The organism is Microcoleus sp. K1-B1 (genome assembly GCF_036704705.1).
GTDB lineage: Bacteria > Cyanobacteriota > Cyanobacteriia > Cyanobacteriales > Microcoleaceae > Microcoleus.
Genome location: NZ_JAUBSH010000006.1, coordinates 69,652 through 85,885 on the forward strand (window position 1 = coordinate 69,652; position 16,234 = coordinate 85,885).

The following is a 16,234-nucleotide window of genomic DNA, read 5'->3' on the forward strand; positions in this document are numbered from 1 at the left end:
AGGAGTTGCCTGCTGCTCAACATACTTTTTAAGTTGCTCATTCGGTAATTGTCACTTCACCCATAACGAAAGCAGTAGCCACTTTATCCTTTCAGCAAGCTACTGCTTTTGTATACGTAAGTTATGCGCTTGCTCCCTCTATAGCAGCGGTACGAAGTTCTAAGCATTGCAGGCATTATTAGTGCAATTTTAGGGTTCCATCTAGCGTGCCAAGTTATGGGTGAAATGACAGTAATGTCCGATTAATTTTTGATTAACTTTTATCTCCGCGCCTACCGTCGCGGAGTGGAAGACAGTTGAACTAACAATTCCCGCACCCGGCCTACAAACAAAGCGAGCTACTGAAACCACTCTCCGCAGAAAGTGCTAATTGTGACGACTGAACGCTCATCCGCCAATGTCCCGTTCGCATTGGCGCCCGTCACGCGCGAGGCGATCGCAAAGAAAGAAAACACAACTTTTCGCTTTCCTGAAACCGCTTAGATCCTCGTACAGCAGGTCGGAGCCTTTGAATTAATTATCAGAGGAGGTGTATTTCTCCTCAGTTAATCATCCAAAAGGCTGAAGTTAATTATCCGTTTTTTCAGCCCGTGTAGCCATGCTGCACCATGTTGTCAACTGTTGCAATCTAAAAAAGGTTAGCAATGCTTACCGCGAAAATTTTGATTTGGAGTTTTCTGTTAATATGACTATCCAAACTATCAACGATGTACTATTTCCCCCTTTCCTTTTTACCACTCTCTTTTGCTTAGCCTCAGTATTCCTGCACAAACCTGAAGCAGCCCAAGAAGAACTCACAGACAATCGAACCCAAGAAGTAAATGTGTCAACAGTCGCAACACCATCCGATGGTATTGGCAGTGCCGTAAATGGAGCAACAATTGAAATTGAGAAACCAGCCAGCTCCCATCACACTCGCCATCAGACCACAGGCAAAAAAACACCGAACAAACCAGCAAAACCAATTGATTTTGCCGCACATTCAGGCGCAAGCACAACCTCAGTTCCTGCCGTTAATACTTCAATAATTTCACTTAGGCAAGCTCGCAAAATTGCTAGCGCCATCAAAGCTGCTGCGCCCGAACTGGGGTTCAAGCAAAAAGTTAACGGCTCTGATTCCTCTATTGAATGGTTGCAGGCTCAAATCAAAAATCGGCTGGAAAATTCTCCCCTAATTGTGATGCCTATCATCCTCAAGCTTGCTCCCAAAGCGGTGATTGCAAATACTCTAGCATCTGCTACTTCCGAACTAGGTGAAAGTGCGCGTTCAGTGTCCTAACAGCGAACGAAAAGTTTCTCAACCAACCAGCGTACTCGTTTACCCTCCGAAACTTATAACAATGCCCAAGCCTTACGAAGGCTTGGGCAGTTCTTTTGACCAGAATAAGCGATTTTCCAATAAAATCCTAATTTTTTATTAAAGGGGAACAAAACTAGCAAAACAACTTGCAAAGTGAATCAAAAAATAGTATAATCAAATTCTTACAAGCGCCACTTCTATTTGAGCGTACTGTTATGGCGGCACTTAAACCTGTTACCTTCCTAGACCTCATAGATGCGATCGCCACCTTGCCAATTATCAATTTGCCTGAGAATTTAAGTCAGTTGAGTAGCAATAAAAGCCAATCTAACTGCAATAAAGGACGCGGGCTCCGGCATCCTCGGCGCAGCGCCCCGCAAGTGGCCCATCAAGCGATAAAAGCTTTTCGGCAGACTTGACGAAAACGCACTTTCGTCCAATAATAAGGGAGCTTCTATTTTGGAGGGCTGCGCCGTGAAGGTTCAAGGCAACGGGCGTGCTAAGATTTTGACGCCCGCCGAAATATCTAGGCTGTTCGACCGGGGTTTTGTTACAGCAAGGGATAGGCTTTTGTTTGCTGTGACTTTTTATTGTGCCTGTCGTATTTCAGAGGCATTAGCTTTAACAACTCAGGACATTGTTGGCGGTGTGGTGACGCTGCGGAAAGCGACAACTAAGGGCAAGTCAGCAACGCGAACGCTGCCGCTACATCCCATGTTGGCTAAGTTTTTATTGGCTTACAATCCAGATGCGGGTTTTTTGTTTCCGGGGCGAGAGGGTACGAAGCCTTTGACACGCTCTCAGGCAGACTTGATTTTTAAAGAAGCTTGCAAACGGGTAAGAATTAAGGGAGCTTCCACACATTCGATGAGGCGGACAGCACTCACGAATTTGAGCAATGCTGGGGTGCCACTGCGGGTGATTATGGAGATATCAGGTCACAAAAATTTGTCGAGCCTCCAGCGCTATTTAGAAGTGCAGCCGGAACAGCTTGTCAAGGCACTCGGGATTCTGAAGTGAAGCTATCGCGACTTTGGTTCGCCAGATTGTTTCAACAGTTGAAGGGCTCTCCCGTAAGTCTTCTTTGAATTGAGGCGATATTTGGACGCAAGGCTCGCGATGGCTACCCATTTCTTCCCGTCTGGCTAGCTAAAACAAAGGCAACTGCTATCCGCGACAATCCTGACTGGTTTGAGCCGCCTGCTCAAGAGTGAGGTGTGAATAAGCTTTCCTGACTCTTGAGTTGTAATTGACGTAATCCCCATAACTCCATAAAAACTATCTTACGGAACCAGTCAAAGGGCAGATAGATATATACGTACTGCTGCAAATGCTAGGAAATGCCCAAATCATTAAAAATGACTCCACCAATCAACAATCCGAAGGTACTTATCAGTGCGACACCAGCAGTAAATACACCGGAATCATGATTGTCATTACACCCACAAACCGCCAATATTGACCCCTTAAAAGTTAGATATTTGGGGTAATTTTGGTTGGTAGCAACTACTATATCACTAAAAAAAAGCTCAAAGAATTAAGCTATTTTCGGGCGAAAAGCCCTTGTAAAAATTTAGGGATATTCATTGATAGTCAGAAGATTGAACTGACAAATTTGTCAGTTCAAGACAGGTTTGGCGTTGTCAAAGAGCGGCAGCCCAGTAGGAGCGTGGTGAAGAAGGCTCTCAAACACCTTCCATTTGGTTGACGACGTTAGCGCAGCTCTCGAAGAGGATCGCTCGCTCTGATTTTTTTCAACCGCGATCGACAATAAATCTTGTTGATTATCGATCGCGAGTACCTAGGATGACGTAAATACGTCGTTAGCGCAGCTCTCGAAGAGGATCGCACTCAGCCAGCGGGCTGGTCAAAGAGCGGCTATCGCCGCTATTGGGAGTGACCTGCTCATTTAAGTTTCATCCATTTTTAACAATAGCGAACGCATTCACCTAGGAAAGCCTTCATCACGGGCGATCGCCCTCAAAAAAGCCAGTTAGCTGTTAAGAATTAGGATTGACTTCTATTTCAGTTAACTGGCTCCCTTTCAATTAACCACACAAAATTCAAAGAGGGAGGCTATCTCGCCATGAACGGACAAAACTTGAATTTACTGCCAGTACCACTACCGCCCATGCTGCCAGAAATGGTGGGTATCGTTGCTGATTCCCGATACTTCGCCATGTTTTATATGGGCAGCAAAGCTACTTGGACTGATGGTAGAGGGTTAGGGACTTTCAGTTACTATGCCGTGTACGAGCCACTTACTGAACATCCCGCTCTCGCCCTCGATCTGGAACCATACCACCTCGGTTCCGATGATGAATTTCCCACCCATGCAATTGTGTGCGATCGCTTGGAAGGAAAGATGTACGTCGGATATTACCCAGAAGTAGAGAAATTTCTCAACATCCAGCACCCGCCGCTGCCCACTCTGTCACCAGAAGAAGTTGAACAGCAACGGCAAAGGATTGAGGAAGAACTGGCAAACTTTGACATTTCCACTTTCCAGAAGTTGGGGATGTTTGAGTTGTTGGCAGGGCACAATCAACAACAAAAGCAGGAGCTAGTAGAATTGGGGCATTGGCTTGACCAACAAGTAACTGAAGATTTGCTCCGGCGATATCTCGAAGCTGCTAATAAAGGTAATTGGACAGCGATTTCTGTACTGCAAAGATTTTTGCAACGCATCCATAAAAAATTTTGACAACAGAATCATTACCATTAAGCGAACGCAATCTTTCCTTGTAACTATGAGAGAGATTGGTATTAGTGCCAATTCCTAGCAACACTAATTAATGGCCAAAAACTCTGCCTATTCCCCTAACAAAAATAAAACACAGAATCAAGTAGTAGCCATTGGAGAAAGAGCGCTTGTACAATGCGTTAAAAGCTGGTGTCCTCCCAGTTTGGAATCAAGATTTCCAGGGAAAATCATCCCTTTCTGGATTCCTATACTTCCTGAGCGACCACACTCTGATGCAGAAATTCTCAAGTTTGAACCGCTCCACTATCACTTTGACTTTCGCTTTTGGCATGACCGACTTATCAACTTATTCTTCACAGATGGGGAAACTGCTGAAGATTGGCAAGCACGAGTTCAATTAGCTTGTGAAGTTATCGAAACAAAACAAGTGGTGCGCTTGTGCTACCGCAATATACCAATCCTTTCAGCCGACTACAACTTCTTGCCACGCTTGGAGGAAGCTTACTCGAATTGCTCCTTGCTGCCTGGTAATATTTGCCCCCACAAAGGTTATAAACTTTTGCCAAATACCAAGCACCCTAATTTAGGAACCTGCCCGGGTCACGGGTTAGCATTTAACTTCAAAACAGGGCAATTATGCCGGAGAAAGGAATTTACACAGCTTGATTTCAGTTGATTGATTTAGGGGAATATCGCGCTGCAATTTCTTTATCAAGAAATTTGCCTAAAAACCTGTCAAAAAAAGTCAGGTGCAATCGATTCACAGCTATGAACTTATGTCAATCTTAAAAGGAAGTCGAGATTTGATTTCGGCGCTGCCGCTAAGAGATTTGAAGGGGATGCCACCTTCAATCGAATTGCCTGCTAATTTTGCCAAAATTCACAGGCCGCGCTTTGAGTGCGGGGAGATGGTGCGCTGGACGGGTGTTGGCGAAGAAGCTGATTGGGGGATAGTTATTGGCAAATTTTACAACTGCGAACCGCGCCGGTACTGTTGGATGTGGTGCTACATAATTTGGCTGGCTGCTAATTCCAAGAGCGCAGCTTGGTGTCAGTTTGATACGGCGTGGGAGGAAGATTTGGAGGGGTTTGAGGATGAAAAAGCCGCAGACTTTGACAGATAGAGAGCGCAATTTAATTGCAGCTTACAGCCAATGCCAATTGGGAATGACGCCGAAGCAGTTTTATGGCAAGTGGGCGGTGAGTTACGAGGAAATCGCTTTTATTTGTTCCCGTTCTAATTCTACAGTGCGGGGTTGGTTTAAAAAGGGAAAAAATCGAAGATTTCCTACTCCTGTCGATTTGCGTCATCTGGCAGTAATGGACTTTCTGCTGGAACATTTTGAGGAAATTCCAGAGGCACTGGCAACCTTGCTATGTCGGCTTGCTGAAGATAATAGCGTGCATTAGTAGTGGCGCGTCTGCTTGAAATTAGGGCATTGAACAATTGCCCGTGTTTTCTCAAATTGATAAACTTCAAAGCGTTTCACGGAGGCCCAGCACCCGTTATGGATCAAAGAAACTCTTTCTCCCCCTCTCCCCTTCTCCCCTTCTTCCCTGCGAGTTTCTGAGGAGATTTCTAATGCCTCATTTCCAAATAGACGCGCCACTATTGTTTGTGATTTTATACACATCAAGCCTTTTCAGCATCAAAAGATAATTTGAGCTGGTTTCAGCACAAATATAGTCAATTGTCAATATCACCGTGACCTGTCTTTGACAATATTGTTTCAATTAAGGTAATGGCAGGTAATCAAACACAAACACAATTTGTTACTGTTATCAGGAGGTTAAAATGACCTATTTTGAGAAGTTGCACCCGTGGTGCTTAATTCGCTTACTTCCTAATTGCCAGCGTATTGTTGTGGCGCGATTTCGCAAGAGAAACGATGCAGATGAGCATCTGCGGGTTTTGCAACGGTTGGTTAAACATCGCACATTTGTGATTATTTTTGATAGTCAAGAACAGCCTGTTTTGCCTCAAGATTGATGGGCCAAGCTTATTTTGAAGTCGAATTAGTCAAAGTACCTGCATTAGATTAATAACTCCGCTTCTCCACAATTTCTCCTAGTTATCAATCCAACTGATAACTGGGAGAGTTTTTGATGGGTGCATAAGTCCTAACTATGTAAAATTTGAGTAGCAGTCAAATCAACAGAACAAATTATACAAGACTTACGCCCCAAGTGTTTAAATACACTATTGGTAGCGGTAAGGTGCTTACGGCTCACCCTACATATAGAGGTTATGCGTAAGTCCTGTTAGAGTTATTATTATCGTCTCCATCAATTATAGGACTTACGCATTGTAACGGTGTAACAAGGCTTTGCGATTACTTCGCGACCCTCGTAATGACAGAAATACGTTGTTCTTGCGTAAGTCCTGAATTAATTATTGTGTAAATTTCAGCTAGCGCTGATTAGTGTTTGAAAGATAGTAGAAGAAACCAACCCTATGATTCAAACACTGGTAAAACCGAATTTTCAATTAACTTCTCAACAAAACAACGCCCTCCAACTCCTCGAACAATTTGTAGCAAGTTCTAAACGGGTATTCGGGCTATTTGGATATGCAGGTACGGGAAAATCAACCCTTGTCAACCTGGTAGCAGAACAATTAGTCAGCGCCGGAAAGAGAGTCGTTTTCACCGCTCCCACCAATAAAGCTGTAGGCGTATTGCGACGGATGGCTGCTGAAAAAGGACTGAGAGGAGTAGACTTTATGACCATCCACCAGCTATTGGGATTAGCTCCAGTCAAACAGGGGCAAAATAAAATCCTCAAACAAGTTTCTCCTTCTTTCCTTCACCTGTACGACACCATTTTTCTCGATGAGTGCAGTATGGTTACAGCAGAACTGTGGAATATTATTCAAGAAAGAATTGCTAGCGCTTTACTCATCGGCAGCAATCGGCAGCTTATTGTTATGGGCGACCCCGCACAATTGCCTCCTGTTAATAAGGGCGAAATAGAAGAGAAAAAATCTCAATCCTTCAGCGTGCCTGAAAAAGCCGTTTTAACAGAGGTCGTCAGGCAAGGTGCGGGCAGCCCCCTGCTAGAATTCGTAACAGCTTGCCGCACGGCTGTCAAGAGCAAAGAGGCGTTCAAACCCTTCTCCAAATTCAGCCTTGATAAAAAAAACGGAGCCTTCTTAGTCAGAGAAAAAACGCTGCTGAAATACGCCTTAAAAAAGTTCTCTTCTACTTTCCCTCAAGACCCTGATTGCTTTCGCATCCTCTGCTACACTAACGAGCGCGTCGCCTACTGGAATAGCAAAATCAGAGCCAAAATCTACGGAAAAAATGCTCCCAGATTTATTATTGGAGAGAGGTTGATTGCTAAAGCTCCCGTTATTGCTCCCGACGGCAAAACCGTCATCCTGCCCACATCAGCAGAAGTGGAAATTGCCGAATTTCAAGAGGATAGGTACTCTGGCTATAAAGCCTGGAATCTCCAGGTTAAAACCGATGCAGGCGACCAACGCCAAATCTACATCCTCCACGAAAGTGACGCTTGCCGATTCCAACAGGACAATGCTAGGTTGCTGCAAAATGCTAAAAGCAATCCGAGCTTATGGAAGGCATGGTACGACCATTGTGAAATCTTTGCAGATATGAGAAATTGTTGGGCAATTACTGTACACAATTCTCAAGGATCTACCTTCACGGAGGTGGGAATTGATAGCAGTGATATCGGCAGGAAAGTCGCTAGTAAATTGCTGTATCTCGCTCAAATTTTGCCTAATCAAAAAGCTCAATTTCTCAAAGAATACCGCGACAGTATTCGAGCGCACAATCAGCTTATGTACGTAAGTTGTAGTCGTGCGAAGCAGCGGGTTTTTGTTACTAAGTAAGCCTAGTTTATATTGGCTGAATGGCACTTTTAGAGTTTAAGGGCGATGCCTGCGGACTTCGACGGTTCCGGCTGAGCGCAAACCGTCGAACGCTAGCTACTCCTACTTGCTTGCAGTCTGACCAGACGATCGCCCTTGAAATGTGCTACTTTTTTAATCGTACTCAAGGGCGATTACAGTAATCTTTATATAAAGATAGCATGGGGTACAATAACAATACGGGAGTAAAAGCTGAGAAAATTGTTAGGTTGCGATCGCACTCTTTATCTCACCAAAAAAGTTGCACCAACTTAAAACAGTGCCACACAGACGGAAGTAGTGCCAAAGTTTTCCAGAGGATGGTATGAGTTTAACTAGAGCAATTCCAGAACTGGGTCAGTTAGTCAAAGTGCGATCGCGCCAATACGTCGTCACCGAAATACGTCCAACTGCCATACCTGTTAATCCCATGCTACCAGGGTTACAGCAGTTGCAAAACCTGGTGATGCTTTCCTCTGTGGAAGATGATGCTTTGGGAGAAGAATTACAGGTAATCTGGGAATTAGAACCGGGGGCTTTTATTCGCGAACGGATGGAACTACCGCCACCTACAGGTTTTGATGAACCCGCTAAATTAGACGCTTTTTTGGATGCGGTACGCTGGGGGGGCGCTTCAACTGCTGATATTCGTACTATACAATCTCCCTTTCGCAGCGGTATTGATATTGAAGATTATCAACTTGACCCCGTTGTGCGTGCCATTCAAATGCCCCGTGTTAACTTACTAATTGCTGATGATGTAGGATTAGGGAAAACCATTGAGGCGGGATTAGTCGCGCAGGAGTTGACAATTCGCCATCGTTGCCGTCGCATTTTGATTATCTGCCCTTCAGCGCTACAAATTCAATGGCGTGACCAAATGCGGGATAAATTTGGTTTAGATTTTCGGATTGTGGATAGTAACTTGATGAAGGAGTTACGGCGTTCTCGCGGGATTCATGTTAATCCTTGGCAGCATTTTCCCAGATTGATTACCTCGATCGACTTTATCAAGCGCGCTCGCCCCCTGCGTCTTTTTCGCGAACTCCTCCCCGCCGAAGGCGAACCCCTCTATCCCCGCCGTTTTGACTTGCTGATTGTCGATGAAGCGCACAACGTCGCACCATCCGGCGGCGGAAAATATGCAGTTGACTCCCTCCGAACCACTACAATTAGATTATTAGTTCCTCATTTTGAACACAAATTATTTTTAACCGCCACTCCCCATAACGGTTATCCCGAAAGTTTCACCGCTTTATTAGAATTGTTAGACTCCCAAAGATTTGCTAGGGGTGTTTCTCCTGACAAAAACCAACTGCAAGTTGTCATGGTGCGGCGACTAAAACAGGAGATGCAAAACTGGGATGGTTCGCCTTTATTTCCAGTACGGAATTTAGCCCCTATTTTAGTAGATTATCCCGCAGCAGAACGGAGGGCGCACGCAGCTTTAAAACATTACACCGAATTACGCGGTAAAGGTGTGGCCGATAATACAGAAAAGTATGCCACTGAATTTGTTTTAAAACTGTTAAAGAAACGCTTGTTTTCTTCACCAGAAGCTTTTGCGATTACCTTAGCCCAGCACGAAAAATCTTTAACTTCTGCCCGCCGCCGGACTGCTACCACTCTATCACGACCAACTGAGGGAATTTTACGCCGTCAATTAGAGCAAGTTGAAGAAGAATTTGCCGATGATGCGGTTTACGAAGAAGCAACTGATGAGGCAATTACTAATACTAGCAGATTATTTCGCCCACTTTCGGCAGCAGAACAACAATTATTACAAGAAATGCGACAATGGGCAGAAGATGCCGCCAAACGACCGGATGCCAAAGCTCAAGAGTTATTGAATTGGATTCATACTCAGATCAAACCTAATGGAAAATGGTCGAAAGAACGGGTTATTATTTTCACCGAATATCGCGCTACTCAAAAATGGTTGTATAATTTATTAGCAGCCGAAAGATTAATCGAAGGAGACAGATTGATGACTCTTTATGGCGGGATGGTTTCGGAAGATAGGGAAAAAGTCAAAGCAGCTTTTCAAACCGACCCTGATATTTCCCCTGTGCGGATTTTACTGGCAACTGATGCAGCTTCGGAAGGGTTAGATTTACAGAATTATTGTTCTAAATTGATTCATTATGAAATTCCTTGGAATCCGAATCGGATGGAACAGCGGAATGGCAGAATTGACCGTCACGGACAAAAAGCTCGGGAGGTTTTAGTTTATCATTTTGTCGGCAAAGATTATAAACAAAATTCGGTAACGGGAACTAAACCGGGTGATTTAGAAGGTGATTTAGAATTTTTAATGCGGGCGGCATTAAAAGTTAATAATATTAGAGAAGATTTGGGTAAAGTGGGCATGGTGATTGCCCAGCAAGTAGAAGAAGCAATGTTAGGATATCGGACTACTTTAGATACTAGCAAATCTGAACGGGAATCGGAACCTGTGCGACGGATGTTAAAGTTTGAGCGCAAAGTGAGAGAACAGATTGATAAATTGCGGGAACAATTAAACGAAACTCGCCAAAATTTACGGTTGACTCCTGATAATATAGAATCAGTAGTAAAAATTGGGTTAGAATTAGCAGAACAACCGCCACTGATAGAAACTCAGATAGCAGGTTTAAAGGGAAAAGCTTTTTATTTACCAGCCCTAAAAAGCAGTTGGGCGATGTGTAGCGAAGGGTTAGCCCATCCCCATACCAAGGCGGTTCGCCCCATTGTTTTTGACCCGGAATTAGCCCAGGGTAAAGATAATGTGGTGTTAGCACATTTGAATCATCGGTTAGTACAAATGTGTTTGCGCTTGTTGCGGGCTGAGGTGTGGTCTGGGGAGGAAAGAAAATGCTTGCATCGCGTGACGGCGAGGTTAGTTTCTGCTAGTTCGGGGTTGGAAACTCCGGCGGTGGTTGCTTATGGTAGATTGGTGATTTTAGGAACCGACCAACAACGGTTACATGAAGAGGTGATTGCGGCGGGGGGAATCTTGAAGGATGGGAAATTTACTCGGTTAAAAGTGATGCAATTGCAAAAGGCGTTAAATGCATTTTTACCAGACGCAGCGCCAGATAGCGTTCAACAAAAATTAGCAAATTTTTGGCCGAATTATGCCGATGAATTGCTAAAAACTTTGCAGGCGCGGATGAATGAGAGAACTGTTAGTTTACAACGGGATTTGCAGAACCGGGCTGATAAAGAGGTGGCGGATATTACGGCTATTTTAACTGAGTTAAAGCTTAGTATTGAAAAAGAGTTTGAGGAACCGGAGTTTAAGCAATTGGAGTTATTTAATACGGAGGAACAGGCACAGTTTGAGCGAAATGTCAATAGTTTAAAGTTGAGGATTGAGCAAATTCCTCGCGAGATTGAACAGGAAACGGGGATGATTAGGGCGAGATTTGCTAATCCAACGCCGCGATTGTTTCCTTTGGCGGTTACTTATTTAGTTCCGCAGAAACTTGTGAGGTAAATTAATATCAATAAAGGCACTGAAGTGCCTACTACAAACAAGTTAGTAGTAAGCACTTTAGTGCAAATGGAGATAAAACAAATGGCGTACAGCGATTTTAAGTTAAATGAAGTAAGTCAACGGTTTGGTTTGACGGTGAATGAAGCGTCGGGAATGTTTGCGGATGTACCGGAAGCAGAATGTAGCGATTTACTGGTGACAATTCTCGGTGAAAATGTCGATTTGGCGGTGGCGATTAATACGGAAAAAGCCCGTTCGGAAATGATTATTAGTCCAGTTTTGTTAGAGATTAGGCGCAAATTTAAGGATAAAATTAGTTTATTTTCGGGGGTGGACTTTCCGGTTGATGTCCAACAAGGTTTAAATGGCATTTGTGATTTTATCATTAGTTCATCGAAAGAACAGTTATTTATTCGCGCCCCGGTAATTACGGTGGTGGAGACGAACAATGAAAACTTAAAATCGGGGTTGGCGCAGTGTATTGCGGAAATGGTAGCAGCACAGTTATTTAATGAAAAACAAAAAAATGAAATTAAAAGTATTTATGGAGTAATCACTATCGGCACGATTTGGCAATTTTTAAAGTTACAGGATAAAGTAATTTCGATCGATTTAAGCGAATATTATATTAAGGATATCAAGAAAATTTTAGGTATCTTAGTCAGCGCCATTCAACAGCAATAAAAACCCCACTTCCTACTCCCCACTCTCTACTCCCTACTCCCCACTCCCCATTCCCCATTACCCATCATGTCTACCGCACGTCACCACGCTGAATGGTTATCTCTGGTTGAAGCTTCCGGGCCTTTTTTAAGTTTACCGGTATTGCTGAAAGTGTTTCCCAGCGGGTTAGATGCCCATGACTCGGAACATTTTAAGCTGTTACGGTTAGCCTATGAAGAATGGCAGGATAATCAACTGGGGGCGCGTCCTGAAAAAGCGATTCATCGCGCTTGGGTGGAATTTGTTTTGCGGCAGACTTTGGAATTGCCGGAGGAGGTATTGTTAGAAGGGCAGCGCATTCCGCCTGGATTGCAAACCACTGTTGCACAACAGGGCGAAACTCTCCGGCCGGATTGGGTAATTGTTAATCCTCAAGAAACACCCAATGCAGGGAGGCCCCGGCTATTAGTTCAGATTGTACCTGCCGAACAGGATTTGGAGAAACCTTTGGCAGGACAGCGCTGGAAAGCAAGTCCCGCAACTCGGATGATGGAATTATTGCACGCTGCTAATGTGCGGTTGGGGTTAGTAACTAATGGCGAACATTGGATGTTAGTCAATGCGCCTAGAGGTGAAACCACGGGTTTTATTTCTTGGTACGGGACGCTGTGGTTGGAAGAACATTTGACTTTGCGGGCGTTTCGCAGTTTGTTGGGGGTAAGGCGGTTTTTTGGGGTGGATGACTCCGAAATACTGGAAACTTTGCTAATTCAAAGTATTAGCGACCAGCAAGAAGTTACTGACCAATTGGGTTATCAGGTACGGCGGGCGGTGGAGGTGCTGGTACAGGCATTAGACCGCATCGACCAAGATAGAAATCGCACTCTTTTGCAAGATATTTCGGAACCTCAGCTTTACGAAGCGGCGCTGACGGTGATGATGCGTCTGGTGTTTCTGTTTTCAGCGGAGGAACGGAAGTTGATTCCTTCGGCGGGGGGAGAAGCGCTTTATCACGAATATTATGCGGTTTCTACCATTTCCGCTAAGTTGCGCAGCGATGCGGATAAGTTTGGTGAGGAGGTGTTGGAACGCCGCAGCGATGCGTGGTGTCGGTTGTTGGCGACGTTTCGCGCTGTGCATGGGGGAATTCGCCACGATTTGCTGGATATTCCGGCCTATGGTGGCAGTTTGTTCGACCCGGACAGATTCCCGTTTTTGGAGGGGCGAGGGCGGGGAACTCGCTGGCAGGAGATTTCTGCTGAACCTATCCCTGTGAACAATCGGATTGTGTTGCATTTGTTGGAAGCGTTGCAAATTTTGCAAATCAGAGTGGGTGGGACGCTGGAACCGCGCCGACTTTCGTTTCGGGCGCTGGATATTGAGCAAATCGGTCATGTCTATGAAGGCTTGCTCGACCATACCGCAGTCCGGGCAACGTCTCCGGTTTTAGGATTGATTGGGACGCGGGAACGGGAACCAGAGGTGGGGCTTTTGGAGTTGGAGCGGCTGCAAGCTAAGGGCGAGGAGGATTTTGTCAAATTTGTCAAAGAGCAGTCGAATAAGTCCCCTGCTGCGCTGCGTAAGGCTCTCTCAGTGGTGATTTCGCCAAGGGTGCAGGAGCGGTTGCGGGCGGCTTGCAATAATGATGGGGAATTGTATCAGCGCGTTTTGCCGTTTGCCGGATTGATTCGCCTGGACACGCTGGAGTACCCAATGGTGATTCCAGAGGGCAGTGTCTACGTCACCCAAGGTTCAAATCGTCGGGAAACGGGGACGCATTATACACCGCGCAGTTTAACCGAACCTATCGTGCAATATACCCTGGAACCGTTGGTTTATGAAGGGGTGGCAGAGGGGAAGCCGAAGGAACAGTGGCGGCTCAAGTCAGCGACGGAGTTACTGCAACTCAAAGTCTGCGATATGGCGATGGGGAGTGGGGCGTTTTTGGTGCAGACTTGTCGCTATTTGGCGGAACGTTTGGTGGAGGCGTGGGAAGGGTTGGAACGGGAAAATCCGGGGAAGGTGGTGATTGCGCCGGAGGGGACTTTATCTAAGTTTCGTCCTGATGAGTGTCCGATTCCTAAAGATAGCGACGAACGGTTGACGGTGGCGCGGCGGATTGTGGCGGAACGCTGTCTTTACGGGGTGGATAAAAATCCTCTGGCGGTGGAGATGGCGAAGTTATCGCTGTGGTTGATTACGTTAGCGAAAGCGCGTCCGTTTACGTTTTTAGATCATGCCTTCAAGTGGGGGGATTCGCTGGTTGGGGTGAATTTGGAACAGTTGCGCTACTGGAATTTGGACACGACTGGTACGCCTGCTTTGTTTGCCGATAAGATTCGCCGGGAGGTTGAACAGGTTATTGAGTTGCGGCGGCAAATTGCAGCGAAACCAGGGATGACGGCGCAAGACCAAACCGAGAAGGCTTATTTGTTGGCGAAGGCAAATGCTGTTGCAAATGATTTGCGCGATGGCTGCGATTTGCTGGTTGCGAGTTATTTTAACGATTTGTCTGAGGTGGAACGAGAAGGGTTAAGGCAAACGCTGTTAACGGTGTTTCGGGATGGTGCAAGTGTTTCTGATCGGGTGCGTCAGGTGTTGCCGGATTTGGAGAAGTTGCGACCGTTTCACTGGCATCTGGAGTTTCCAGAGGTGTTTTTGGATGATTCAGCACCCAAGGGGTTTGCAGCTTTAGTGGGAAATCCACCGTTTCAGGGAGGGAAAAAGATTACGGGTGTACTCGGTACGGATTATCGAGATTTTCTAGTAGAAAGGATTGCAGGTGGACAAAAAGGAGTTGCTGATTTATGTGCTTACTTTTTCTTAAGGGCGCAACAGCTACTTAGTTCTAATGGAGGATTTGGTTTAGTAGCGACAAATACGATCGCCCAAGGGGATACCCGCGAAGTAGGTTTAGACCAATTAGTTGCCAATGGTTGTGCGATCCCCCGTGCTGTTTCTAGCCGCAAATGGGAGGGAACGGCTAGTTTAGAAGTATCTCATGTTTGGTTACGAAAAGGGAAGTGGCAGGGGAAGTTTATTTTAGATGAAAAGCCTGTTGATGGAATTACAGCATTTTTGACAACGCCAGGTAAAGCCATAGGAAAACCTCATCGGTTAGTAGCGAATCAAGATAAATCTTTTCAAGGTTCGGTTGTGCTGGGTATGGGTTTTGTTTTGACTCCAGAAGAAGCACAAGCATTGATTGAAAAAGATGCTCGAAATAAAGATGTGTTGTTTCCTTATTTGAATGGTGAAGATTTGAATTCTCGCCTGGATCAATCTCCGAGTCGTTGGGTGATAAACTTTAAGGATTGGCCTTTGGATGCTGAACATGACGATCCGAAGAAGCCGAAAGGTGCGCCCTATGCTGCTGATTATCCCAATTGTTTGGCGATTGTAGAAGAGAAGGTTAAGTCCCAAAGAGATAAAGTAAACAAAAAGGTTTACAGGGATAAATGGTGGCAGTTTGCAGAACGATGTCCAGGACTCTATGATGCGATCACAGGATGCGATCGGGTGCTTGCCGTAGCAGCAACAAGCCAAACACTTGCTTTTACATTCTTAGCTAACAACAGTATATTTGCTAATACAATCTACATTTTTGTAATAGATTCAGATGATTTATTGGCGGTTATGATGAGTTCTCTTAATCGCGCATGGACTTTTGAATACTGTAGCAATATGAGAACTGACTTAAGATATTCCGGTTCTGATGCCTTTGAAACCTTTCCCTTCCCCCTATTAACCTCAAACCTAGAAAAAATAGGCGAAAAATATTACACCCACCGCCAAAACATCATGCAAACTCGCCAAGAAGGATTAACCAAAACCTACAACTGCTTCCACAACAGAGACGAAACCGCCGCCGATATTCAACAACTGCGAGAATTGCACGTAGAAATGGATAACGCCGTTGCCGCCGCTTATGGTTGGCAAGACATAGACTTAGGGCATGACTTCCACGAAACCAAACAAGGATTGCGCTACACCATCAGCGAAACGGCACGCCGGGAAGTGCTAGATAGACTCTTGCTGCTGAATCACGAACGCTACGCCGAAGAAGTCGCCCAAGGGTTGCACGATAAAGGGAAGAAAAAGGGGAAAAGTGGGGGGAAAACTGCTAAAAAACAGGTATCATCTGAGGGACAGTTAAGCTTATTTTGATTAGCAGATGAAACAAACGTTCGTAGTAGGGACTGAAGTCCCTTTAGCACT

Annotated in this window: 12 protein-coding genes; all 12 read left to right on the forward strand. The window is 45.2% G+C overall.

Translation table 11 applies throughout. The annotated features are described in order from the left end of the window. Positions 1 to 685 precede the first annotated feature (685 nt). The 12 genes from QUA83_RS03575 (at position 686) to QUA83_RS03630 (ending at position 16,183) form a co-directional block, all read left to right on the forward strand. Positions 686 to 1,279 (forward strand): hypothetical protein, encoded by a 594-nt coding sequence (locus tag QUA83_RS03575; protein ID WP_333291563.1) that lies wholly within the window; start codon positions 686 to 688, stop codon positions 1,277 to 1,279. 236 nt (positions 1,280 to 1,515) lie between these two features. Beyond that, positions 1,516 to 1,719: a hypothetical protein gene (locus QUA83_RS03580; RefSeq protein WP_333291564.1), complete on the forward strand. Its 204-nt coding sequence runs from the start codon at positions 1,516 to 1,518 to the stop codon at positions 1,717 to 1,719. A 55-nt stretch (positions 1,720 to 1,774) separates the two neighbouring features. Beyond that, on the forward strand, positions 1,775 to 2,320 hold the full coding sequence (locus QUA83_RS03585) for a tyrosine-type recombinase/integrase (protein ID WP_015211723.1): 546 nt from the start codon (positions 1,775 to 1,777) through the stop codon (positions 2,318 to 2,320). Between the two features lie 1,066 nt (positions 2,321 to 3,386). Then, a complete protein-coding gene (locus tag QUA83_RS03590) occupies positions 3,387 to 4,004 on the forward strand; it encodes a hypothetical protein (RefSeq protein WP_333291566.1) in 618 nt (205 codons plus the stop codon). 91 nt (positions 4,005 to 4,095) lie between these two features. Then, positions 4,096 to 4,680: a hypothetical protein gene (locus QUA83_RS03595; protein ID WP_333291568.1), complete on the forward strand. Its 585-nt coding sequence runs from the start codon at positions 4,096 to 4,098 to the stop codon at positions 4,678 to 4,680. Between the two features lie 100 nt (positions 4,681 to 4,780). Beyond that, on the forward strand, positions 4,781 to 5,128 hold the full coding sequence (locus QUA83_RS03600; RefSeq protein ID WP_333291569.1) for a hypothetical protein: 348 nt from the start codon (positions 4,781 to 4,783) through the stop codon (positions 5,126 to 5,128). After that, positions 5,100 to 5,414 (forward strand): helix-turn-helix domain-containing protein, encoded by a 315-nt coding sequence (locus QUA83_RS03605; RefSeq protein ID WP_333291571.1) that lies wholly within the window; start codon positions 5,100 to 5,102, stop codon positions 5,412 to 5,414. Before QUA83_RS03600 ends, QUA83_RS03605 begins: the two co-directional genes overlap by 29 nt. A 385-nt stretch (positions 5,415 to 5,799) precedes the next feature. Continuing rightward, positions 5,800 to 5,994, forward strand: coding sequence for a hypothetical protein (locus QUA83_RS03610; protein WP_015211718.1), 195 nt, complete (start codon positions 5,800 to 5,802; stop codon positions 5,992 to 5,994). Between the two features lie 465 nt (positions 5,995 to 6,459). Next, a complete protein-coding gene (locus QUA83_RS03615) occupies positions 6,460 to 7,857 on the forward strand; it encodes an AAA family ATPase (protein WP_333291573.1) in 1,398 nt (465 codons plus the stop codon). 343 nt (positions 7,858 to 8,200) lie between these two features. Then, positions 8,201 to 11,353, forward strand: a complete 3,153-nt coding sequence (gene drmD / locus QUA83_RS03620; protein ID WP_333291575.1) for a DISARM system SNF2-like helicase DrmD — start codon at positions 8,201 to 8,203, stop codon at positions 11,351 to 11,353. A gap of 81 nt (positions 11,354 to 11,434) precedes the next feature. Further along, complete coding sequence (locus tag QUA83_RS03625) at positions 11,435 to 12,037, forward strand: hypothetical protein (RefSeq protein WP_333291576.1); 603 nt, start codon at positions 11,435 to 11,437, stop codon at positions 12,035 to 12,037. 66 nt (positions 12,038 to 12,103) lie between these two features. Further along, positions 12,104 to 16,183: an Eco57I restriction-modification methylase domain-containing protein gene (locus QUA83_RS03630; protein ID WP_333291578.1), complete on the forward strand. Its 4,080-nt coding sequence runs from the start codon at positions 12,104 to 12,106 to the stop codon at positions 16,181 to 16,183. Positions 16,184 to 16,234: the final 51 nt, after the last annotated feature.